The organism is Mesorhizobium sp. ORS 3428, from assembly GCF_001854785.1.
Classification (GTDB): domain Bacteria; phylum Pseudomonadota; class Alphaproteobacteria; order Rhizobiales; family Rhizobiaceae; genus Mesorhizobium.
Genome location: NZ_MDFL01000115.1, coordinates 75,752 through 99,371 on the forward strand (window position 1 = coordinate 75,752; position 23,620 = coordinate 99,371).

14 protein-coding genes are annotated in these 23,620 nt (G+C 66.0%); 7 read left to right on the forward strand and 7 right to left on the reverse strand.

The features are described 5' to 3' along the window. Positions 1 to 54: 54 nt before the first annotated feature. The 6 genes from hutG (at position 55) to ORS3428_RS13470 (ending at position 15,220) form a co-directional block, all read left to right on the forward strand. Positions 55 to 873: an N-formylglutamate deformylase gene (gene hutG, locus ORS3428_RS13445; RefSeq protein WP_071098419.1), complete on the forward strand. Its 819-nt coding sequence runs from the start codon at positions 55 to 57 to the stop codon at positions 871 to 873. 37 nt (positions 874 to 910) lie between these two features. Then, positions 911 to 2,581, forward strand: a complete 1,671-nt coding sequence (hutU, locus tag ORS3428_RS13450) for a urocanate hydratase (RefSeq protein ID WP_071098421.1) — start codon at positions 911 to 913, stop codon at positions 2,579 to 2,581. A 4-nt stretch (positions 2,582 to 2,585) separates the two neighbouring features. Continuing rightward, positions 2,586 to 3,176: a HutD/Ves family protein gene (locus ORS3428_RS13455; RefSeq protein WP_071098422.1), complete on the forward strand. Its 591-nt coding sequence runs from the start codon at positions 2,586 to 2,588 to the stop codon at positions 3,174 to 3,176. Between the two features lie 272 nt (positions 3,177 to 3,448). After that, complete coding sequence (locus ORS3428_RS13460; protein WP_071098423.1) at positions 3,449 to 12,028, forward strand: GH36-type glycosyl hydrolase domain-containing protein; 8,580 nt, start codon at positions 3,449 to 3,451, stop codon at positions 12,026 to 12,028. A gap of 375 nt (positions 12,029 to 12,403) precedes the next feature. Next, positions 12,404 to 14,173, forward strand: a complete 1,770-nt coding sequence (locus ORS3428_RS13465; RefSeq protein WP_071098424.1) for a glucan ABC transporter ATP-binding protein/ permease — start codon at positions 12,404 to 12,406, stop codon at positions 14,171 to 14,173. 267 nt (positions 14,174 to 14,440) lie between these two features. Then, the gene (locus ORS3428_RS13470; protein ID WP_071098427.1) at positions 14,441 to 15,220 is read left to right on the forward strand and encodes a heme ABC transporter permease; all 780 of its coding nucleotides are present in this window, start codon (positions 14,441 to 14,443) and stop codon (positions 15,218 to 15,220) included. A 220-nt stretch (positions 15,221 to 15,440) separates the two neighbouring features. Here ORS3428_RS13470 and ORS3428_RS13475 read toward each other — a convergent pair whose 3' ends face one another. After that, on the reverse strand, positions 15,441 to 16,499 hold the full coding sequence (locus ORS3428_RS13475; protein ID WP_071098429.1) for a D-TA family PLP-dependent enzyme: 1,059 nt from the start codon (positions 16,497 to 16,499) through the stop codon (positions 15,441 to 15,443). Between the two features lie 211 nt (positions 16,500 to 16,710). Here ORS3428_RS13475 and ORS3428_RS13480 point away from each other — a divergent pair, with 211 nt between their 5' ends. After that, entirely contained in the window at positions 16,711 to 17,397 is a 687-nt protein-coding gene (locus tag ORS3428_RS13480) for a D-lyxose/D-mannose family sugar isomerase (protein ID WP_071098431.1), read from the forward strand. A gap of 160 nt (positions 17,398 to 17,557) precedes the next feature. On the opposite strand, the gene ORS3428_RS13485 is transcribed toward ORS3428_RS13480, so the two are convergent. From ORS3428_RS13485 to ORS3428_RS13510, 6 genes are read right to left on the reverse strand one after another with little or no spacing between them, the layout of a single operon-like run. Beyond that, a complete protein-coding gene (locus ORS3428_RS13485) occupies positions 17,558 to 18,421 on the reverse strand; it encodes an RDD family protein (RefSeq protein ID WP_071098434.1) in 864 nt (287 codons plus the stop codon). Further along, positions 18,408 to 19,424 (reverse strand): stage II sporulation protein M, encoded by a 1,017-nt coding sequence (locus ORS3428_RS13490; RefSeq protein WP_071098436.1) that lies wholly within the window; start codon positions 19,422 to 19,424, stop codon positions 18,408 to 18,410. The genes ORS3428_RS13485 and ORS3428_RS13490 overlap by 14 nt, the downstream gene beginning before the upstream one ends. Next, the gene (locus tag ORS3428_RS13495; RefSeq protein ID WP_071098438.1) at positions 19,421 to 20,725 is read right to left on the reverse strand and encodes a DUF58 domain-containing protein; all 1,305 of its coding nucleotides are present in this window, start codon (positions 20,723 to 20,725) and stop codon (positions 19,421 to 19,423) included. Before ORS3428_RS13495 ends, ORS3428_RS13490 begins: the two co-directional genes overlap by 4 nt. Then, positions 20,722 to 21,678 (reverse strand): AAA family ATPase, encoded by a 957-nt coding sequence (locus tag ORS3428_RS13500; protein WP_071098441.1) that lies wholly within the window; start codon positions 21,676 to 21,678, stop codon positions 20,722 to 20,724. Before ORS3428_RS13500 ends, ORS3428_RS13495 begins: the two co-directional genes overlap by 4 nt. Continuing rightward, a complete protein-coding gene (locus tag ORS3428_RS13505; protein WP_071098443.1) occupies positions 21,665 to 22,882 on the reverse strand; it encodes a DUF4350 domain-containing protein in 1,218 nt (405 codons plus the stop codon). Before ORS3428_RS13505 ends, ORS3428_RS13500 begins: the two co-directional genes overlap by 14 nt. Next, on the reverse strand, positions 22,879 to 23,511 hold the full coding sequence (locus ORS3428_RS13510) for a DUF4129 domain-containing protein (protein ID WP_071098445.1): 633 nt from the start codon (positions 23,509 to 23,511) through the stop codon (positions 22,879 to 22,881). Before ORS3428_RS13510 ends, ORS3428_RS13505 begins: the two co-directional genes overlap by 4 nt. Between the last annotated feature and the right edge of the window lie 109 nt (positions 23,512 to 23,620).

Consider the following 23,620-nt stretch of genomic DNA (forward strand, 5'->3'; position numbering starts at 1 on the left):
TGCCCGGCAGGGCAGAGGGGGGCGCCGTAGAGCTCCAACCTGCGGAGATATCGCATGACCACCCCTCCCTGGCTCACGGTCAAGCAGGGYACCGCACCCCTCTTGGTCTCGATCCCGCACACCGGCGTCGATCTTGCCGGCCTCGACGACCGGCTGGTTTCGACCTGGCTTGGCCGCCGCGATTGCGACTGGTGGATCGACAAGCTCTACGACTTTGTCACCGACCTTGGCGCCACGGTCGTCCATACCGCCATCTCACGCACCGTCATCGACGTCAACCGCGACCCATCCGGCGTTTCGCTCTATCCCGGCCAGGCGACGACCAGCCTCTGCCCGACGGACACATTCGACGGCGATCCGCTCTACCGACCGGGCGAGGAGCCGACGCCGGCCGAGATAGACGAGCGCCGCGAGACCTATTTCAAGCCCTATCATGCCGCCCTTCAGGCCGAGATCGAGCGGCTGCGCGGCATGCATAAGAAGATCGTTCTCTATGACTGCCACTCGATACGCTCGGTGCTGCCACGCCTCTTCGAGGGTACGCTGCCGGTGTTCAACCTCGGCACCAACGACGGCAAGAGCACCGATCCGGCGCTGCAGGACAAGGTCACCGACATCCTGGCGATGACCGGCGAGACCTGGGTGGTCAACGGCCGCTTCAAAGGTGGCTGGATTACGCGCCATTTCGGCCGGCCCGAGAGCGGCGTCCACGCGCTGCAAATGGAGCTCGCCAACCGCGGCTACCTGCGCRAACCCGAGGAGAAGGGCACGCCGGACAACTGGCCGGTGCTCTACGACGCCGATTACGCGGCGCTGACCCGCGCCACGCTGACGACAATCCTCGAAACCGCGATCGACTGGGCTGCGCGCTGACGCGCCCGACGCACCTCATCGAAAGGGAAGTGACCACATGACCGACCCCCGCCACAACATCCGCGAAGTGCGCGCGCCCCGCGGCGACAAGCTCAACGCCCGCTATTGGACGACCGAGGCGCCGCTGCGCATGCTGATGAACAATCTCGACCCCGAGGTCGCCGAGAACCCGAACGAGCTGGTCGTCTATGGCGGCATCGGCCGGGCCGCCCGCACGTGGAACGATTTCGACCGCATCGCCGCCTCGCTGAAGACGCTCGGCGAGGACGAGACGCTTTTGGTTCAGTCCGGCAAGCCGGTCGGCGTCTTCCGCACGCATAAGGACGCGCCGCGCGTCCTAATCGCCAATTCCAACATCGTGCCGCATTGGGCGACCTGGGAGAAGTTCAACGAGCTCGATCGGAAGGGCCTGATGATGTACGGCCAGATGACGGCCGGGTCCTGGATCTATATCGGCACGCAGGGCATCGTGCAGGGCACCTACGAGACCTTCGTGGAGGCCGGCCGCCAGCATTATGGCGGCAACCTCAAGGGAAAGTGGATCCTGACCGCCGGCCTCGGCGGCATGGGTGGCGCCCAGCCGCTCGCCGCCGTGATGGCCGGCGCCTGCTGCCTGGCGATCGAATGCAATCCGGACTCGATCGATTTCCGCCTGCGCACCCGCTATCTCGACGAAAAGGCCGAGACGCTCGACGAGGCGATGGCAATGATCGAGCGCTGGACCAGGGCCGGCGAGGCGAAGTCGGTCGGCCTGCTCGGCAACGCGGCCGAGATCGTCCCGGAAATGTTCAGGCGCGGCATCCGTCCCGATATCCTCACCGACCAGACCTCGGCGCACGACCCCATCAACGGCTATCTACCCAAGGGCTGGACGATGGCGCAATGGCGCGAGAAGCGCACCTCGGACCCCAAGGCCGTCGAGAAGGCGGCCCGCGCCTCAATGCGCGAGCATGTCGAGGCGATGGTGGCGTTCTGGAACGCCGGTGTGCCGACGCTCGATTACGGCAACAACATCCGCCAGGTCGCCAAGGACGAAGGTTTCGACAATGCCTTCGCCTTCCCGGGCTTCGTGCCGGCCTATATCCGCCCGCTGTTCTGCCGCGGCATCGGCCCGTTCCGCTGGGCGGCGCTCTCCGGTGATCCGGAGGACATCTACAAGACGGACGCCAAGGTGCGCGAGCTCACGCCCGGGAACACGCATCTCCACAACTGGCTCGACATGGCGCGCAAGCGCATCTCCTTCCAGGGCCTGCCGGCGCGCATCTGCTGGGTCGGCCTCGGCGATCGCCACCGGTTGGGCCTCGCCTTCAACGAGATGGTGGCCAAAGGCGAGCTCAAGGCGCCGGTCGTCATCGGCCGCGACCACCTCGATTCCGGTTCGGTCGCCTCGCCGAACCGCGAGACCGAGGCGATGAAGGATGGCTCAGACGCCATATCGGACTGGCCGCTGCTCAACGCGCTTCTCAACACCGCGTCGGGCGCCACCTGGGTGTCGCTGCATCATGGCGGCGGCGTCGGCATGGGTTTCTCGCAGCATGCCGGCATGGTGATCGTCGCCGACGGCACGCCGGATGCGGCAAGGCGCCTGGAACGCGTGCTGTGGAATGATCCGGCGACGGGCGTCATGCGTCATGCCGATGCGGGCTACGACATCGCCATCGAGTGCGCGAAAGAGCACCAGCTCAATCTGCCGGGCATACTGGGCTGAAGCGATGCGCGTTCTTCGTGCCGCCGACTACCGCGTCATGCCGTGGAAGAACGGCGGCGGCACGACCACCGAGATCGCCGTCTCGCCCGACGGTGCCGGGCTGGACGATTTCGACTGGCGCATCTCCATGGCGCGCGTCGAGACCAGCGGGCCGTTCTCCAGCTTTGCCGGCATCGACCGGACACTCTCGGTGCTGGAAGGCGAGGGCATCGTGCTCGACATTGCCGGCCGGCCGCCGGCGCGGCTGACAATGGCTTCCGCGCCGCTTTCCTTTCCGGGCGACGTGCCGACCGGTGCCGCCCTGATCGGCGGCCCGATCACCGACCTCAACGTCATGACGCGGCGCGGCCGCACGGGTCATTCGGTAGAGCGCCTGTGCCTCTCGGGTCAAATTGAGATCGAAGCTAGTGACGACACCACGCTTGTCCTTGCCGTCGAAGGCAGCGTCAAGGTCTTCACGGACAGCGCAGCGATCTGGCTGGCGCCGCTCGACGCCCTCATCCTCGACCGAAACAGCCGGAGAGCGCGCCTGGAGCCCGAGGGGCAGGGGTTGCTCTTCGTCATTAGGCTCTTGGATCTCGCCGCCAAAGGTTAACGGCTGTTGTCAAACATGATCGCGGCGTCGGCGAAATATCGCCCAGCCCCTTGCATGTATCACGAAAAAGCCTGAATCCTTTCCCTGATCGGACCCGCGGGCGGGAAAGCGAGGGGCGTCAGCCCTTGTGTTGTCGAAAGGGGACGCCCCAGCTATGGAGCGCAAACAAACTTTCGGCCGAACCTGCTATGCAAACAATTGCATTTGAACCGGTTTTAGGGCCATTGCCGTGGCGGCGATGCCGCATCGCGCCCCGCCTTACGGAATAATCAATGAACATTCAGACGAATCCTATCAAGATCGAACAGACAAGCGCCGGCTTCCCGACAGTCACGGAAGCGCCGATCCGCTCCAATTTCCTGCCCGAGGACCGGCTTCGCGCGCTGGGCGTCGCGCTGGCCAAGGGCGATATGAGGGAGCTGTTCGGCCTGACGCCGTTCGAGTTCCAGGCCCGCATCCGCGACAGCGCCAAGAAGATTCTCGAGGTCTACCGCTCGACCAATGCCGCCCAGGCCAAGGGCGAGACGATCACGCCGGCGGCGCAATGGCTGCTCGACAACAATTATCTGGTCGAGGAGACCATCTTTCAGGTCAAGCGCGACCTGCCGCGCCGCTTCTACCGCCAGTTGCCGACCCTGACGCTTTCCGACGGCACAGTGATGCCGCGCGCTTTCGCCGTCGCCTGGAGCTATGTCGAGCATTCCGACAGCGCGGTCTCGGCGACCATGTTCAAGGCGATCGTCGAGGGCTTCCAGTCGGTCGAGCCGCTGAAGATCGGCGAGCTGTGGGCGCTGCCGTCGCTGCTGCGTTTCGTGCTGGTCGAAAATCTTCGCCGCATCGCGGTGCGCGTCAACCGCACCAGGCAGATGCGCCAGATCGCCAATGAGGTCGCCGACCGCGTGCTCGCGACCGACGACAATGCCGATCGCACCAGGATCTTGTCGGGCTACGCCGCGCATGCGCAGGACACGACATTCGCCACCCAGCTCCTCTACCGCCTGCGCGACGGCTCGCAAAATGCCGGCCGGGCGCTGGAATGGCTGGAGGGCGAGCTCGAGAAGATCGGCTCCGACGCCGAGGAAATCATCATCTCCGAGCATCAGACGCTCTCCAGCGGCAACGTCACCACCGGCAACATCATCCGCGGCCTGCGCCTCATCAACGACGTCGACTGGACGGTCTGGTTCGAGGGCGTCAGCCGCATCGATACGGTGCTGCGCGAGCGCACCGACTTTGCCGCTCTCGATTTCTTCTCGCGCGACCAGTACCGCACCGCGATCGAGCAATTGGCGCGCCGCTCCGACCTGTCCGAATACCGCGTCGCCGAAAAGGCGATCGAGCTTGCAGGCCACACGCCCGGGGTCACCGATGCGTCCGGCGTGCCGGAGACTGCCGATCCCGCCGTACATACCGATGTCGGCTTCTTCCTGGTCGGGCCGCGCCGGCGGGAGCTGGAAGAGGCGATCGGCTACCGGCCGCCTTTCTATGTGACCTTCAAGCGCGCTTTTGCCAGCACCGGCTGGCTGGGCATCGTCGTGCCCGTCTTCCTTTTGACGGTGCTGCTGCTCGTCCTCTCGGGCAACGCGCTTGCCAATCTCGGCCTCTCGGTGCCGTCGATCACGCTGATGCTGGCGCTGTTTGCCGTGCCTGCCAGCGAGGGCGCGCTGGCCTTCTTCAACACAGTCGTCTCGCTGTTCCTGAAGCCGACCAGGCTTGTCGGCTATGACTACAAGCACGGCATCCCGGCCGAGGCGCGCACGCTGGTCGTGGTGCCGTCGCTGATCGGCTCGCGCGACGATGTCGAGGAAAACATCCGCAACATCGAGGTGCATCACCTCGCCAACACCGCCGACGAGATCCATTTCGCGCTCTTGTCCGACTGGCCGGATTCCAAGACCGAGATCGACGCCGCCGACATCGAGATCCTGCAATATGCGCGCGACGAGATCGCCAGGTTGAATGCCCGCTACCCGACCGAAGGCGCGCCGCGCTTCTACATTCTGCATCGCCGCCGGCTCTACAACCAGGCGCAGGGCTGCTGGATGGGCTGGGAGCGCAAGCGCGGCAAGCTGCACGAGTTGAACCTCCTGCTGCGCGGCGACAGCGACACCACCTTCCTGCCGCTCGACGTGCCGCTGCCGGAAAAAGTCACTTATGTGATGACGCTCGACGCCGACACGCGCACCACGCGCGATGCGGTCTCGACACTCGTCGGCAAGCTCGCGCATCCGCTGAACCGGCCGCATTTCGACCCGGTGAAGCGCGTTGTCTCCGCCGGCTACACCATCCTGCAGCCGCGCATCACCGCCTCGCTGACCAGCGGCGACGACGCCTCGTTCTTCCAGCGCGTCTTCTCGGCCAACCGCGGCCTCGACCCTTACGTCTTTGCCGTCTCCGACGTCTACCAGGACGTGTTCGGCGACGGCTCCTTCACCGGCAAGGGCCTCTACCATGTCGATGCCTTCGAGGCGGCGCTGAAGGACCGCTTCGAGGAAAACACCATCCTCAGCCACGACCTACTGGAAGGCGCCCTGGCGCGCGCGGCGCTCGTCACCGATGTCGAGTTGGTCGAGGACTATCCGACCCGCTACTCGGTCGATGCCTCGCGCCACCATCGCTGGGCGCGCGGCGACTGGCAGCTGCTAGGCTTCATGTTCGATCCGCGCTCGGGCGTGCCGGCGCTGTCGCGCTGGAAGATGGTCGACAATCTGCGCCGCTCGCTGACCCCGATCTTCTGGGTGATGGCTTGTGTCGCCGGCTGGACGCTATTGCCCTTCACCCAGGCCGCGCAGTGGCAGGCGCTTCTGATCCTCAGCCTGTTCATGGCGCCGACCTTCGACATCGTGAACGGCATTCTGCCGAAGAGCGGCGACCAGACCCCGCGCGGCCATTTCTCCGCGCTTGCCCGCGACACAGTGTTCGGCACGGCGCTGGTGGCACTGAAGGTGCTGCTGATGGCGCATCTCGCCTGGATGATGGGCGACGCCATCATCCGCACGCTCTACCGGCTCTTCGTCAGCCGCCAGAACCTTCTGGAGTGGCGCACCGCCTCGCAGGCGCACAAGGCCGGCGGCAGCGATCTCGGCTCCTATTACAGCATGATGTATGGCGCGGTGATCATCGGCGTCGTCGGCCTCGCCATTCCGGTGCTGGCCGACTCCACCGGCGCTTTCGTCGCCTTCTTCTTCGCCATCTTCTGGATCGGCTCGCCCGCCGTCGCCTGCTGGATCAGCCGCTCCGCCGAGACCGAGGACCGGCTGCGCATTTCGGCGTCGGACATCCATGCGCTGCGCACCGTGGCGCGCCGCACCTGGCACTATTTCGAGACCTTCGTGACGGCGGAGCACCACCATCTGCCGCCCGACAATTTCCAGGAAAGCCCGGCGCCTGTGGTGGCGCCGCGCACCTCGCCGACCAATATCGGCGTCTATCTGCTGTCGGTTGTGTCGGCGCGCGATTTCGGCTGGATCAGCCTATCGGACGCCATCACCCGCATCGATGCCACGATGACGACGATAGAGAACATGCCGCGAGACCGCGGGCATCTCTACAACTGGTACGACACGACGACGCTGAAGCCGCTTTATCCGCTCTATATCTCAGCGGTGGACAGCGGCAACCTTGCCGGCCATCTGGTCGCGGTGGCCGCGGCCTGCGCCGAATGGGCCGAGGCGCCTTCCGTCCATCTGCAGGGCGATTTCGAAGGCATCCTCGACACCGTTACCATCCTGGATGAGAGCCTGGAGGAACTGCCCGACGACCGCCGGCAGCTTAGGCCGCTGCGCCAGCGTCTCGCTGACCGCCTGGACGGCATGCGCCGCGCGGTGATGACCATCAAGGCACAGCCCGAGATGGCCTCGATCCGTACCATCAACCTCGCGGTGCTCGCCGGCGAGATCCGCAAGCTCGCCACAGCGATTCACACCGAGGCTGCGTCGCCGAAGAGCGACGCCATTGTCGACTGGGCGGCAAGGCTGGAGGCGACCTGCGAGGCGCATGTGCATGATTCGCACAATGACGAAGGTGCTGTCTCGGCGCTCCGCACCAAGCTGCTTGCGCTGCGTGGGCGCTGCCGCCGCTACGCCTTCGAGATGGATTTCTCCTTCCTGATGCGGCAGGAGCGCAAGCTGCTGTCGATCGGCTACCGTGTCGAGGAGCACCAGCTCGACGAGAGCTGCTACGACCTGCTCGCCTCCGAGGCGCGGCTGACCAGCCTGTTCGCCATCGCCAAGGGCGACCTGCCGACCGAGCACTGGTTCCGGCTCGGCCGCCCGATCGTCGAGATCGGCTTCCAGGGCGCGCTGATGTCCTGGTCGGGCTCGATGTTCGAGTATCTGATGCCGCCGCTGGTGATGAAGGAGGCGCCGGGCTCCATCCTCAACCAGACCAGCAAGCTCATCATCAAGCGCCAGATCCAGTATGCGCGCTCGAAGAACGTGCCCTGGGGCATCTCGGAAGCGGCCTATAATGCCCGTGACCGCGAGCTCACCTACCAGTACACCAATTTCGGCGTGCCCGGCCTCGGCCTGAAGCGCGGCCTCGGCCAGAACACCGTGATCGCGCCCTACGCCACGATTCTCGCGGCGCAGTTCAGCCCGCGCGAGGCGGTGCAGAACCTGATCCGCCTGCGCTCGATCGGCGCGCTTGGCCGCCACGGCTTCTACGACGCGGTGGATTTCACGCCGCAGCGCGTRCCGGAGGGCGCCGACCACGCCGTCGTCCAGAACTACATGGCCCACCACTCCGGCATGTCGATCGCCGCCGTGGCGGATGCCATCTTCGAGGGCCGGCTGYGCGAGCGCTTCCACAGCGACCCTGTGATCGAATCGGCGGAGCTTCTCTTGCAGGAGAAGGCGCCGCGCGACATCCCGACCGCCACGGTCAGGACCGAGGCCGACGAGCGCGCCAAGGACGAGACCGAGACCGAGAGCCCCGACACCCGCGTCATCCTCGATCCGATCAAGGCGCTGCGCGCGACCAGTGTCATGTCCAACGGCCGTTACTCGGTCATGGTCACCGCCACCGGCTCCGGCTACAGCCGCTTCGGCGAGCTTGCCGTCACCCGCTGGCAGCCCGACCCGAGCGAGGACCGCCTGGGCTCCTACATCTTCCTGCGCGACACCGCGACCGGCGACTGGTGGTCGGCGACCGCCGAGCCGAAGCGCGCCGAGGGTGAACGCGTGCAGACGCTGTTTGCCGACGACAAGGCGAGCTTCGTCAAGTCTGTGGGCTCCCTGCGTTCGGAAGTCGAATGCATCGTCATTTCTGAAGGCAATGGCGAGGGCCGCCGCATCACCCTCTACAATGACGGCGCCACCGACCGGCATATCGAGGTGACTTCCTTCGCCGAGCTGGTGCTGGGCAACGAGGCCTCCGACAACGCCCATCCGGCCTTCTCGAAGATGTTCGTCGAGACCGAGATTGCGCCGAACAATGGCGCGATCTTCGCCACCAGGCGCAAGCGCGACAAGCACGAGCCCGACATCACGATGGTGCATTTCGTCACCGATCCGTCGGGTCCGTCGCGCGACGCGGAGGCCGAGACCGACAGGCGCGCCTTCATCGGCCGCGGCCGCACCATCGTCGACGCCGTGGCCTTCGATCCCGGCGTCAGGCTCGGCGGCAGCCAGGGCTTCACGCTCGATCCGGTAGCGGCGCTCCGCCGCCAGGTGCGCGTGCCGGCCAACAAGAAGATCTCGCTGACCTTTTGGACCATTGTCGGCGCCAACCGTGACGAGCTCGATGAGGCGATCGGCCGCCTCGATCACCAGGAGAGCTTTGCCCGCCAGGCGATGCTCGCCTGGACGCGTAGCCAGGTGCAGACGCGCCATCTCGGCCTCAGCCTCACGGACGCCGCCAACGTGCAGAAGCTGGCGCGTTACCTGATCTATCCCGATCCGTTCCTGCGCCTGCCCGGTGAATCGATCGCCTCGGGGCTCGGCCGCCAGTCCAGCCTATGGCCGACCAGCATCTCGGGCGATCTGCCGATCTTCCTCGTGCGCATCGGCGACGTCGCCGACCTCGAGATCGTCGCCCAGGCGCTGCGCTTCCAGGAATATATGCGCGCCCGCGGCATGATGATCGACTTCGTCGTCGTCAACGAGCAGGCCTCCTCCTACGTGCAAGACCTGCAGCGGGCGGTGGAAACGCTGTGCGAGAACAGCCGTCTGCGCGGCCGCGAGCTCGGACCGCGCCAGCACATCTTCGCCGTGCGCCGCGACCTGATGGACGAGCCGACCTACAAGACCCTGCTGTCGGTCGCGCGCGTTGCGCTCCACACCCGCAACGGCACCATCTTCGACCAGCTCGAGCGTGCCGAGACGGCCGCGCTGCAGGCGCGTGACGCCCTGCAGCAGGCCGAGGGCGCCGCGCCGCGCGAGCCGTCCCTGCCGCCGGTGGCACCGTCCCCGGCAAACCAGGGCTCGGCCGATATCGCCGCCGACGGTACCGGCCTCAGCCTCTGGAACGGCTTCGGTGGTTTCGACGGCGACGGCCGCCATTATGTGACGCGCCTGACCGGGCGTCGCACGACGCCGCAGCCCTGGATCAACGTGATCTCCAACGCCTCCTTCGGCTTCCACGTCTCTGCGGAGGGCGCCGGCTTCACCTGGAGCCGCAACAGCCGCGACTACCAGCTGACGCCGTGGTCGAACGATCCGGTATCGAACCGGCCGGGCGAGGGCTTCTATATTTACGATCACCTGAGCGGCAAGGCGTTCTCGCCCATGGCTGCCGTGGTGCGCGATCCCTCGATGACCTACGAGACCTGGCATGGCCAGGGTTTCTCCACCTTCCGCTCGAAGCGCGGGGCGCTGTCGATGGACCTGACGCAGGTGGTCGATCCGGCGGATCCGGTGAAGATCACCCGGCTGCGCATCCAGAATGCCGGCTCCGTGCCGGCAAGGCTGCGCGTCTATGCCTATGCCGAATGGGTGCTCGGCGGCCATCGCTCGCGCACGGGGGCGACCATCGTGCCGTCGCGGGACGCGGCCACCGGCGCGCTGCTGGCACAGAACCCTTATGGGCTCGACTTCGGCGAGCGCGTCGCTTTCCTCGCCGCCACGGCGCCTGTCCACTCGGTGACCGCGGATCGCGGCGAGTTCATCGGCCGGCACGGCAGCACGGAATATCCGCAGGCCGTGCTTGGCGGGCTCGGCCTGTCCGGCCGCGTCGAGGCGGGCGATGACCCTTGCGCGGTGATCGCCAGCGACATCGACATTCCGGCCGGCGGCGACGTGACGCTGTTCTGGCTGCTGGGCGACGCGGGCTCGGCCAGGGAGGCAAGCGCGCTGATAGAGGCCCATCGCGGCCGGGATTTCGACCAGCGCCTGGCCGAAAACGAGCGTGTCTGGCGCGGCTTCCTCGACACCATCCAGGTCGAGACGCCGGACAAGGCGCTCAACGCCATGGTCAACCACTGGCTGCCTTACCAGAGCTTGGCCTGCCGCATCCGCGCGCGTTCGGCCTTCTACCAGGCGAGCGGCGCCTTCGGCTTCCGCGACCAGCTGCAGGACAYGCTCGCCTTGCTGGCGCATGATCCGAAGCTGGCGCGCGACCAGATCCTCAACGCTGCGCGCCGGCAGTTCCCCGAAGGCGACGTGCAGCACTGGTGGCTGCCGCGCACCGATGCGGGCGTGCGCACGATGATCTCGGACGACGTGGTTTGGCTTGCCCATGCGACGGCCCGCTACATCGAGGTGACGGGCGATGCCGCGATCCTCAAGGAGCAATTGCACTTCATCGACGGGCAGCAGCTCGGCGAGGGCGAGCATGATGCCTTCTTCACGCCCGAGATCACCAAGGCCACTGCTCCGCTTTACGAGCACTGTGCACGGGCGCTCGATCTGGCGATCAAGCGCAGCAGCCCGGCCGGCCTGCCGCTGATCCTCGGCGGCGACTGGAACGACGGCATGAACCGCGTCGGCGAGGGCGGCAAGGGCGAGAGCGTATGGCTGGGCTGGTTCCTGCTGAAGACGCTCACCGATTTCGCCCCCGTCGCCAAGGGACAGGGCGACACTAAGCGCGCGCAGGCCTGGACCAAGCATGCCGACGTCCTGAAGCGGGCGCTGGAAAGCGCGGCCTGGGATGGCCAGTGGTACCGGCGCGGCAGCTTCGACGACGGCACGCCGCTCGGCTCCAAGGGCTCCGACGAGTGCAAGATCGACTCGATCGCGCAGTCGTGGAGCGTGCTCTCGGGCGAGGGCGACCCGGCGCGCTCGACCACGGCCATGGAGCAGGCGACGAAGATGCTCGTCGACGACGAGCTCAAGATCGTCAAGCTGTTCACGCCGCCCTTCTCGAAGAGCAAGAATGACCCCGGCTACATCAAGAGCTACCCGCCGGGCGTGCGCGAAAATGGCGGCCAGTACACCCACGCCGCCACCTGGTTCGTGATCGCGCTGGCCGAAATGGGACGCACCGACGAGGCCTATCGCTGCTTCTCGATGCTCAACCCGGTCAACCATGCCGCGGACGAGGCGGCGGCCGAGCACTATCGCGTCGAGCCCTACGTGGTGGCGGCCGATATCTACGCCGGCGACGGAAAGGGCGGCCGGGGCGGCTGGACGTGGTACACGGGCTCGGCGGGCTGGCTCTACCGCGCGGCGGTGGAAGGCATCCTGGGCATAGAGCGGCGCGGCAAGCAGCTCACGTTTAGGCCGAAGCTGCCCAGCCACTGGGACGGCTACGCCGCCACGCTCAAAATGTTCGACGGCGAAATCAAGGTTCGTGTCACCCGCGACAAAAAGACCAAGTCGATCTCGCTCGAACTGAATGGTTCGAAGACAAAATCGGCATTTTTCGAGCCGAAAGCCGGCGAGAAGACCGAGATCGTCGTCAGGATACCTGCGTAATATCAAAGGCTTGGCTTATCGGCCGCGCATCCCGGAGGATGCGCGGCCAAACCCGGCTTTTTACTTGGCAGTGAGCCAGCCGAGCATCGCTCGCGCTCCTTTAGCACCGGCTAAGCAAGCGCCTTATGATTAAAAATGTGGCAGTGCGGGGCAAGTGCCACTATTTTGCCGCAAGGCTGACATTTCACCTTTTATCTCAAACCGTTAGGTGATCACGTCAGATTTCGTACCGTCGTCATCTTTTGTTCGCTAAATGGGAACGGAAGGGATAGACGGGGCATTGTTTTGCGACACATTAACCGGTACGTGTCGAAAAATGGTGCGGTGCACAATACCGGGATTGAGCACGGCAAAGAATTTGGCGGAGTAGCTGAAGTGTCACTTCTGCAGATTTACTTGAGAGCACTGGGTTATCTGGCTGCCGACAAGAAGCGCGTCGCGGTCATCTGCGGCGCAAACATCGCTCTCGCCATGATCGCGATCGTCGAGCCGATCCTTTTAGGCCGGGTGATCGGCGCCATTTCCGAAAAAGGTCCGGTGTTTTCGACGCTCGCCGTCTGGGCAGCTCTCGGTGTCTTCAATGTTATAGCTTTCGTGCTGGTGTCGCGCGGCGCCGACCGCTTCGCGCATGCCCGTCGTTCCGAAGTACTGTGCCAGTCCTTCGAGCGCGTCATCACCATGCCGCTCGCTTGGCACCACCAGCGCGGCACTTCCAATTCTCTGCACACGCTGCTGCGCGCCGTCGAGACCCTGTTCAGCCTGTGGCTCGAATTCATGCGGGTGCATCTCTCGACGGCCATCGCGCTGGTGCTGCTGGTGCCGACCGCRCTTTCCATGGACATCCGCATGTCCGTCGTGCTGCTGGGCCTCGGCGTGCTTTACGTTGGCATCGGCCGCATCGTCATGCGCCGGACCAAGTCGGGGCAGACCGCTGTCGAGCGCCACTACCACACCGTGTTCGCCCATGTGACCGATAGCGTCAGCAACGTCGCGGTGCTGCAGAGCTACAACCGTATCGGCCATGAGACGGCGACGCTGAAGCGCTACGTCAAGGAGTTGCTCGATGCGCAGAACCCGGTGCTCGACTGGTGGGCGATCGCCAATGCGCTGAACCGCCTGTCGTCGACCATCTCGATGATGATCGTGCTCTCGATCGGCGCTTATCTCGTCACCCGTGGCCAGCTTCGCGTCGGCGACGTCGTCGCCTTCACCGGCTTTGCCGGAATGCTGATCGCCCGTCTCGACCAGATGTCGGCCTTCACGACGCAGATTTCCGAGGCCCGCGCCAAGCTCGAGGATTTCTATCGCCTCGAGGACTCGTCCGCCGAAACCGCCGAGCCGGATGGCCTGCGCGAGTTGACCAACGTCACCGGCCATGTGCGCTTCGAGAATGTCAGCTTCGAGTTCGCCAACTCCGGCCACGGCGTCGAGGACGTGTCGTTCGAGGTTCCGGCCGGCAAGACGGTCGCCATCGTCGGCCCGACCGGCGCCGGCAAGACGACGCTCATCAACCTGCTGCAGCGCGTCTTCACGCCGGCCAGCGGCCGCATCCTGATAGACGGCATCGACACCCGCACGGTGACCCGCAAGTCGCTGCGCCACTCGATCGCCACCGTCTTCCAGGATGCCGGCCTGCTCAACCGCTCGATCGAGGACAACATCCGCGTCGGCCGCGCCGATGCGACCTATGACGAAGTCCACGCCGCCGCGGACGCCGCCGCCGCGCAGGACTTCATCCTGGCCAAGAGCCACGGCTACGACACTGTCGTCGGCGAACGCGGCGGCCAGCTCTCGGGCGGCGAGCGCCAGCGCATCGCCATTGCCCGCGCGGTGCTGAAGGACGCGCCGATCCTGGTGCTCGACGAGGCGACCAGCGCGCTCGACGTCGAGACCGAGGACCGCGTCAAGGAAGCGATCGACGAGCTGCGCCGCGACCGCACCACCTTCATCATCGCCCACCGCCTGACCACCGTGCGTGACGCCGACCTGGTCGTCTTCATGGACAAGGGCAAGGTGGTCGAATATGGCGGCTTCGCCGAGCTGTCGATGCGCAACGGCCGCTTCGCCGCCCTGCTGCGCGCCGGCGGCCTGCTCAACGACGAGGAAGTTCGCCGCCTCAGCCGACCGGTGAACGAAGCGGCGTAAGGGGCACGATCTTTCCTTCTCCCCCTTGGGGGAGAAGGTGGCCGCGAAGCGGCCGGATGAGGGGTGCTCCAGCTTGGCGGCGCCCCTTTTTCGGACATGACACCGCGACAGATCGCCAACGTCTCACTCCGCTCGAACACCCCTCATCCGTCTCGGCGCTGCGCGCCGATCCACCTTCTCCCACAAACAAGGGGAGAAGGACGGCGCTCCCCGCCTGCGACAACCGTCCGATTGCCCCGGACACATTGCCGGTCTATTTAAGGCGGCATGAGCGACACCACCTCACGCCTCGCCGGCTGGACCGATCTTGCCAATCCGACGCGCTTCGTCGGGCTGGCGGATAAGGTCATTCCGTGCCTGGCGGCGATCGCGGCGGTCCTGCTCGTCGTCGGCCTCTATATGAGCTTCACCGCACCGGAGGATTTCCAGCAGGGCATCACTGTGCGCATCATGTATATCCACGTGCCTTTCGCCTGGCTCGCCATGATGTGCTACACGGTCATGACGATCTCGGCGCTTGGCACGCTGGTGTGGCGCCACCCGCTGGCCGATGTGGCGCTGAAGGCGGCGGCGCCGATCGGTGCCACCTTCACGGCGCTGGCGCTGATCACCGGCTCGATCTGGGGCAAGCCGATGTGGGGCACCTGGTGGGTGTGGGACGCGCGGCTGACCTCGGTCTTCGTGCTCTTCCTGATGTATCTCGGCATCATCGCGCTGACGCGCGCGCTGGATGATGCCGGCCGCGCCGCCTGGGCGGCCGCGATCATCACGCTGGTCGGTTTCATCAACATCCCGATCATCAAATTCTCGGTCGACTGGTGGAACACACTGCACCAGCCGGCCTCCGTCTTCCGGCTCGGCGGCCCGACCATCGATCCGTCGATGCTGTGGCCGCTTGCCGTCATGGCGCTCGGCTTCACGGTGCTGTTCTTCGCGCTGCATCTGATGGCGATGCGCACGGAGATCTTCCGGCGCCGCGTGAGCGCCATGCGCAGGGTTGCCGCGAGGCAGGCGGAGAGGACTCCCGCTTCTCCCCTTGTGGGGTGAGAAGCGGTCCGCGTAGCGGACGAAAAGCCAAGTACTTGGCTTTTCGAGCTTCGAACGCCCTGAGCCAGCGAAGGGCCGGGTGGTGTCGCCGAAGGCGACGGATGAGGGGTGTTCCAAGGAACGCCGGCGTCTCACTCGGCTGGAGCACCCCTTATCCGTCTCGGCGCTGCGCGCCGATCCACCTTCTCCCCACAACAAGGGGAGAAGGGAAGGCGCTGCGTCACCCCATCCGCCCGCGCGCTGYCACCGGCAGCGTTGCCAGCACCTGGTCGCCGTCGATGAGGTGCACCTGGTCGAACAGGTTCGTCACCACGCAGCAATGGTCGGGCACCACGCRCACGCGCTCGCCGATGCGAAGGCCGGCGCCGTCCGAAAGCGTGACGGTGCCATGCTCTTCGCTCAAGCCCGTCACGCGCGCGCCGGGCATGCCGAGCAGCTCACCGAAATCGGGCAGCCCCAGYGTATCGGCGGAAAGAGCCTTGCTGCCGGAATCGAGGATGGCGCGCGTCGCCGTCGGGTGGCTGACCACGGTGGCAAGCACCGTCAGCGCGCAATCATTCAGCGTGCCGACGCCTTTCGCAACCTGGTAGCGATCGAGATAGATGTAGGTGCCCGGCCGGTATTCGGTGACGATGCTGTCCTCGCCTGAGCGCCACATGTCGGGCGTGCCGCCGCTGGAGATGCGCGGGCATTCGAGCCCGGCAGTGGTCAGCGCGGCGCGCGCGTTTCTCAGCCATGCCTCGGCTTCGGCCGCGCCACCGGCGGCCGGATAGGTCATCAGCCCGCCGAAGGTCAGGCCCTTGGCCTGGTCGATCACCTTCGCCAACGCAACCGCCTCGGCCGGGCTCTGCACGCCGCAGCGGCCGGCGCCGGTGTCGCATTCGACCAGAACCGCCAGCGGGTGGCCGGCGTCGGTGAAGGTCGCGGCAAGCCCTTCCAGCGTCTCGTGGCTGTCTGCCGTCACCGACAGCGTCACGCGGCCGTGCAGCGCCTTGAGCCGCTCCAGCTTGGCGCGTCCGAGGATGTTGTAGGGCAGGAAAATGTCTTCGAGCCCGGCATCGGCCATCACCTCTGCCTCGCCGATCTTCTGGCAGGTGATGCCGACGGCGCCCGCCGCTACCTGTCTCTTCGCCCAGTAAGGCAGCTTGTGCGTCTTGATGTGCGGCCTGAGCTTCAGCCCGTGGCGGTCCGCATGCGCCTGCGCGCGTTTGATATTGGCTTCGGCGCGGACCGCGTCGATGAGGATCGCCGGGGTGTCGAGATCGTCTATGCTTGGCATGAAATCACCGTTCAAACAGCATGTCTCCCGAAAGTGGGAATAGGCTTCGTGACAAGACATGCCTAAAATCAAAAAGGCCGGTTGCGGTTATGGGCCTGATACCGCCGGATGTCACGGGGCCAGAGCCGTCAGTTTGCGTCGACAGCGGACCGGCATTGGGCTATGCCGATGGGTAGAATTTCAGCAGGCAGCGGCCGGAGGAAAAAGACCCATGAAACGCTCCACAATCAACGACATCATCCGCGACGCCGATGCCTTCATCCGCTCGTTCGGCTACATCATGCCGCCCTTCGCCTATTGGAGTCCGGAAGAGATGAAGGCGCACAAGGCGGACTCCRCAGCCATTTTCAGCTCGCGCCTCGGCTGGGACATCACCGATTACGGCCAGGAGAAGTTCGACGAGCTTGGCCTGTTCCTGTTCACCGTCCGCAACGGCCGCTACGAGGACATGAAGCTCGGCATGGGCATGCTCTATGCCGAGAAGATCATGATCTCGCGCAAGGACCAGCTCTCGCCGATGCACCGCCACAACATCAAGGCCGAGGACATCATCAACCGCGGCGGCGGCAAGCTGGTGCTGGAACTGTTCATGCATGATCGCGACGGCGGCATCGACCCGAAGGCCGAAGTCTCGGTGCCGGTCGACGGCACCATGACCAGATTGCCGGCCGGCGGGCTTCTGAAGCTCGATCCGGGCCAGAGTGTCACGCTGATGCCCGGCGTCTGGCACGCCTTCTGGGCCGAGGGCAAGGACGTGCTGATCGGCGAGGTCTCGACCGTCAACGACGACCTCACCGACAACGTTTTCCGCGACCCGATCGGCCGCTTCTCCAACGTCGAGGAGGACGTGGCGCCGCTGCACCTCTTGGTGTCCGATTACGAGAAGTGGGTGGGGTAGGGGCGCCTCACGAGCGGCGGTTTCGACAGCTATCGTAGGCTGGCGCTGCCCCTCATTGCCCTGCCGGCACCTTCTCCCCGTATAGGGACGGGGAGAAGGGGATGGCCGCGACCGCGCCGTTTGAGGGGCAGCGCCATGGCTTTCGGTTATCGCCAGGACCTCACCGCGCATACTTGTCCGCCTTGCGGTTCCCGAGCAGCAGCTTGCGTTCCAGATGCGCTCTGAGCTCGCCGTAATAGGCCGTGAGGAACGCCTTTGAGTCGGCCGGCTCGACCTTGGTGTCGATCTTGCGGCCGATCGTTTCCGCCACCGCCCTCATCGCGAAATAGTCGTCGCGGCGCAGCACTTCCTCCAGCTTGTGCAACTCGGCGATGCCGTAGGCGTCGAGCTGCGTCTGGCTGAATTGGAAGCGCGCCGCGACGGGATCTTTGCGTTGCGAAAGGTCCTCGACCAGCGCCACTTTCGGCGCCTCGACCACCCAGGTGCCGGCGAGCAGGTCGCCGATCCTCAGCCGGTCGCGGTTGAAGAGCGGGAACAGCGAGAACAGCAGCGCCCATACCAGGCCGAAGATCGTCGACAGCGTGTCGGCGACGCCGGCGCTGCCGCGCGCGACGAGGATCGACAGCGGCAGGAACACCTCTATCTCGCGCATCAGATTGCGCGCTATGACCTGATCCAGGGTGAGACCTGCGCCGCTGCGCGCGGCGACCCGGACGCCGACCATCCGCTTGCCGGGCGTCGCCGCCCGCCGACCCGCCTCGAAAGCGATGAAATAGACGTTGCGCAGCAGGAAGATGAAAATGATCCAGACGATGAACAGCGGCTCCGCGTCCTTCACGCCGAGGCCGCCCAGGCCGAAGACCGCAACGAGGCTGACCACAACCGGCGCGGCGATGATGATCACCACATCGAGCAGGAATCCCGAGGCGCGCGTACCGGCATCCGCCAGCTTTACGCGCAGGTCGACGCCCTCGGGCGTGACCAGCGGGCGCACCAGCGCGGCGGGGTTCCTAGCCGTTGCCATGGCGAACCACCCGCAACAGGTAGAAATAAGAGATCCAGAGCGCCAGCATGCCGCCGCCGATCGAATAGCGGGCAATGTCGCTGGTGATTGTTTGCCGGCCAATGCCTTCGAGCAGGCCGGCAAACAACAGCATCACCGCCACGCCGACCATCGCGGTTGCCGCCACGCGTCCGGCCCGCGCCGCTGCAGCCATGCGCGTCAACTCGCCGGGGAAGGCGATGCTTGTGCCGATGCGCATGCCGGCGGCACCCGCGACGGCGATCGCGAACAGCTCCGTCGTGCCGTGGATCGAAAGCCAGCCGCCGAGCGCGAAGCCTAAGCCCTTGGCCGCATAGACCTCGAACAGCGCGCCCAGCATGCAGCCGTTCATCAGGATGATCAGCACGCTCGGCACCGCGAAGGCGAAGCCCAGCGCGAAGGCCAGGATCGCCACCTGCGTGTTGTGGGTGAACAGGTAGGCGGCAAAGCCCGAGAGGAAGTGGTCGCCGCCGCCGTAGAGCACGCTGCGCAGCATCTCGGCCGACGAATCGGGATTGCGCCCGCCGGCGAGACTCGGCGCGATGATGGCGTCGTACCAGCGCTTGTCGGAGACGACCAGCCAATAGCCGGCGATGGCGCCGATCACCGTCAGCCCGACGGACACCCACACTTCGCGCCACAGGTCGCGGATCGCCGCCGGCCAGTCGTGCAGGAAGAAGTCGGCGATGCGCGTCCTCAAGGATCGCCGCGCGCCATAGAGGTAGAAATAGCCGCGCAGGCACAGCGCTTCGAGATAGGCGATCAGTGCGCTGTCGAGCGAGGTCGCGCGCGCCACCGAAAGCGATGACAACGCCGAACGATAAAGCAGCGGCAGCGACAAAAGCTCGTCCTCCGACAGCGCCCGCGGCGCGCGTTTCTCGACGCGGGCAAGCAGCGCCTCGAATGCCTTCCAGTCGGCCTCGCGCTCCTGGCGGAAGCTTACCAGCGACTGGCGGACGGTGTCTGGGCCGGCGGGCAGCGTCATAAGAGGTTTTCCTCCTTGAGCTGGATATAGCGCTCGACCAGCGCCGGGCCGAGCCGCTGGTGGTCGGCCTCGATGACATGCGCGCCGAGCAGCCGCAGCCGTCCGATCACGACCTGCCGCTGCCTGAGCAGGTCGCCGGCGGTGACAGCGCGGGCGACATCCTCCGGCGTTGCCGGCGCCGTGTCGGCCAGCGTCTCCAGCTCGATGTCCTTCATCAGCATGAACAGCACCAGATGCCGCTCGGTGAGCCGGCCGACGGTGCGCAGCATCAGCTCGGCGCTGATCGGGTCGACGAAGTCGGTGAAGATGATGACCAGCGAGCGCCGGTCAAGCTTCGCCGCCAGCGTCGTTAGGGCGAGGGTGAAATTGGTCTCCTCGGTGGAATAGTCAATCTCGGCTGCTCGCTTCTGGATCATGGCGAAGCTCGGCGAGCCACGCACGGCGCCGCTCGAGACGCGCGGCCTGGCGTCGAAGGAGAACAGGCTGACGAGGTCGCCGCCCTTGAGCGCGATGAAGGCGGACAGAAGTGCCGCCGTCACTGCACGGTCGACCTTCGGCACGCCGTCGACCGGCTCGCACATCAGGCGACCGCTATCGACGGCGAGCACGATGTTGTTGTTCTCCTCGATCCGGAACTCGCGCGCCAAAAGCTTGCCGTGGCGGGCGCTGCGGTTCCAGTCGATCATGCGCCGGCCCATGCCGGGCTGGTAGTCCTTCAGCGCCTCGAACTCCCGGCCCTGGCCGGCGCGCTTCTGCGCGTGGCCGTCGGCAAGGGCCGAGCGTTGCAGCAGCGTGATCGCCTCGTCGCGCGCGCGGCTGACATCCGGCAGTACCGCGATCTTGCGGTCCATCGGCAGCACGACCTGGTTCCAGATCAGTCCAAACGGTCCCTGCCAGCGCAGCCAGAGGCGGTCGAAGCTGGCGATGCCGCGCCTCAAGGCGTCGAATTCGAGATCGAGCGTGCCGCCATCGGTGGGCAAGGCGCCGCCCGTGCCGTTGACCGGCGCCAGCCTCTGGTCATGCCCGACGCGCGCCTGCAGCCGGCGCGTCCGTGCGCCGAGGCCGGCGGCGATGTGGAGCGTGAAGCGCCCGCCGACGCCGACCTGCGGCGGCGCGCTCAGTGTGGCGCTGAGCGAGGCGCGCCCGCGCCCCGCCGCGGCATCGACCGCCAGGAAGGCAAGCAGCGCGCAGATCCACAACAGGCCGAGATACCAGAAATGCGGCAGCGCGAGCGCGATCAGGAAGGCGGGGATGGCCCCCGCCGCCGCTGCCCAGACCGCTCTGCCGCTCGGATAGATCAACGCGGCACTTCCGTCTGGTCGACGAGGTCGGAAACGATCTGCTCCACCAGCCGCCCGTCGATCTGCGCCGCCGGCGAGAGGATGACGCGGTGGCGCAGCGTCGGCACGGCGAGCGCCTTGACGTCGTCGGGGATGACATAGTTGCGCCCGTCGAGCGTCGCCCTGGCGCGCGCCGCGCGCGCCAGCATGGCGCCCGCGCGCGGGCTGGCGCCGACCTCGAGGTCCGGGCTCTCGCGCGTTCCGCGCACCAGCGCCGCGATGTAGCCGACGACATCTTCGACCAGCGTGACGGCGCCGACCGTGGCCAACGCCGCCTGCAGCGTCTTGCGGTCGGTCTGCGCCTTGATGCCGTATTGCTCGATATTGTGCGAGTCCGAGCCGCCGCCATGATGGGCGATGATGGCTCGTTCGTCCTGCAGGTCCGGATAGCTGACCCGGTGCTTGAACAGGAAGCGGTCGAGCTGCGCCTCGGGCAGCGGATAGACGCCCTGATGCTCGATCGGGTTCTGCGTCGCCACCACCATGAAGGTGCGGCCGAGCGAATGGGTTGTGCCGTCGAAGGTCACGGCATGCTCCTGCATGGCTTCGAGAAGGGCGGCCTGCGTCTTCGGCGGCGTACGGTTGATTTCGTCGGCGAGCAGCAGGTCGCAGAAGATCGGGCCGCGCGTCAGCGTGAACTGCCCGGTCTGGAAATTGTAGATGTTGGAGCCGACAATATCGCCGGGCATCAGGTCGGGCGTGAATTGGATGCGCCCGTAGGCAACGCCAAGCGCCTGCGCGAAGCAGCGCGCCGTCATGGTCTTGGCCGTGCCCGGCGGTCCTTCGAGCAAAATATGCCCGCCGGCGAAAAGCGCCGTCAGCATCAGATCGACCGTGTCGCGCTGACCGGTGATTGCTTTGGCCACTTCTTCCCTGATCGCACTTGCCAGGGCCTTCACTTCATCGACGATCACCAAGCCTCCTTGCCGTCCAGTCATGCAGCTTCTCCGCTGCTTCATGCATTCCGGCCAATGTTTTGGAATCGTTCGCAGCCTTGAAGCGCTGGCTGAAGCCGTGCGCTTCCGCCTTGTCGCGGGAATCCAGCCAGCGGTCGAGCGCTTCGCCCTGCAGCCCGTGCGGCGCGCCGAGCAGCGCGGCGGCGCGCTGGCGCATCAGGTTTGCGTAGCGGTCGCCGAGCCCCTGGAGCCGCCCGGCGCGCTTCAGGAGCATCGCTGTGGTGTCGACCAGCGCCCGCTTGCCGAAGGCAATGGCGCGGCCTTCGGCGCGCGGCGGCCCGAACCGGCCGAGCCCATGCAGGAAGGCAAGCGCCGCTGCCGTCAGCACAGACAGCGTCAGTGCCAGGAAAGGCGGCTCGACGAGCAGCTTGGCGAGATCGTAGTTCTGCCCGATGCCGTGCAGCGTCAGATCGAACATGACGGCGCCCTTCGCGGGCTCCAGCATGGCGATAATGCCGAGCGCTGCGGCCGCCTTTTGCGGATCCTTCAGCGCCGCGTTGTTGATGAAATCGGGATCGGTCAGGATGTAAAAGGGCTCGTTGTCGAGCTCGGTAAGGATTGCCTTGCCATCCCCCGCTGAAATCAGCGGATGATCGTCGGCCACCCACTGGAGCTCGTCGGGCACGGCGATCTTGCGGCCTTCGACATCGATCTGGTCGACCGTCGGCTTGCCTTCGCCGAGCTTCGCCTTGGCGAGGCGTCCGAGCCAGTCGTTGACGAATGTATCGGGCAATCGCTCGACTTTCGTCTCCCAGCCCTCATGGCCGCCCGGCTGCCGAAAGGTGACCCATTTGGGCAGCACGAAAAGCGTATCCTTGCCGGAGCGAAGCTTGATGATGCGCTGCAGCGCCGCCGGGTCGCTGTTCGGCGCGATGGTGACGACCAGCAGGAAGGTGGATGCCAGGGGGGATTGCAGATCCTTCTCGCCGCGCGCCATGGGCGGCGCCTGCCCGTCGGTCAGCTTCAGCCATTCGACGAGCCCGGCATAGCCGGTGCCGCCCTTGGAGAGCGGATTGGCGTCGCCCTCGGGCTGGCGGAAGTCGGGAGCGTAGGTCGAAAGCAGGAAGAACCCCGCCGCCGCCAATAGGCTGGCGAAGATACCCCAGAACAGCGTCCTGCGGCTGAACGGCGCCTCGGCTGCCCCGGTCGTCTCCGAACTCATGCCCAGGCCTCGCGGAAGGCGAAGCGTTGATAGGCGCCGCGCGCCTGCTGCCAACCCTCGGCGCCGACGGGACGGCGGGCAAACAGGGCCGCCTCGACGATGCGCGCGATCTCGCTGAAGGCTGCGCGGGGGCGGGACGGAATGGAACTCGCGGCAGCGATGTCGCGCGCGGTGAGTGACGGACGCAGGAAGTCGGGCAGGCGGGTGGCGATATCGGCGACGCTGCGGCGAAGCAGGAGGTGTACTGCCTCGTCATATTCGCCCTGCGCGGCAAGCGCATCGGCTTCGGAAAGCAGGATCTGGGCCGATCCTGCATCCGGACGCCACTCCTCCCTTGCCTCGGTCTCCTCACGGGCGCGGCGCCACGGCAAGCGCCAGGCGACACCTTGCGCCTCAAGGATGAGCAGAAACGCAATGATGGCGACGCCGATGATCACCGCGCCCCAGAATAGGTAAATCATGTAGGGTCCAAGCTTCGCCAGGGCCTCGATCAGGGGCTTCAGCCATTCCGGCGGTTCCGGCCGCACTAGGGCCGGCAGGTCAAACTGGATCGAATCGTCCGCCAGCAGCTGCTTGTGCATCTTTGCCAGCCATTCGGCGTCGGCCGTGCCCGGCTGTGCGACTGTCACCCGCTCGCTCCCCCTGCAACCTGCGGTTCGACACTGGCAATACCGAAGGACAATTGCAAGTGATTGGACGCGTCTCGTCAATACTGGCAGACTTGCTTTGGGAACTTGG

Excerpts from the sequence above, each read along its gene's own strand:
- hutU (WP_071098421.1), top strand. The coding sequence starts at position 911 with ATGACCGACCCCCGCCACAACATCCGCGAAGTGCGCGCGCCCCGCGGC.
- ORS3428_RS13455 (WP_071098422.1), top strand. The coding sequence starts at position 2,586 with ATGCGCGTTCTTCGTGCCGCCGACTACCGCGTCATGCCGTGGAAGAAC.
- ORS3428_RS13470 (WP_071098427.1), top strand. The coding sequence starts at position 14,441 with ATGAGCGACACCACCTCACGCCTCGCCGGCTGGACCGATCTTGCCAAT.
- ORS3428_RS13485 (WP_071098434.1), bottom strand. The coding sequence starts at position 18,421 with ATGGCAACGGCTAGGAACCCCGCCGCGCTGGTGCGCCCGCTGGTCACG.
- ORS3428_RS13490 (WP_071098436.1), bottom strand. The coding sequence starts at position 19,424 with ATGACGCTGCCCGCCGGCCCAGACACCGTCCGCCAGTCGCTGGTAAGC.
- ORS3428_RS13505 (WP_071098443.1), bottom strand. The coding sequence starts at position 22,882 with ATGAGTTCGGAGACGACCGGGGCAGCCGAGGCGCCGTTCAGCCGCAGG.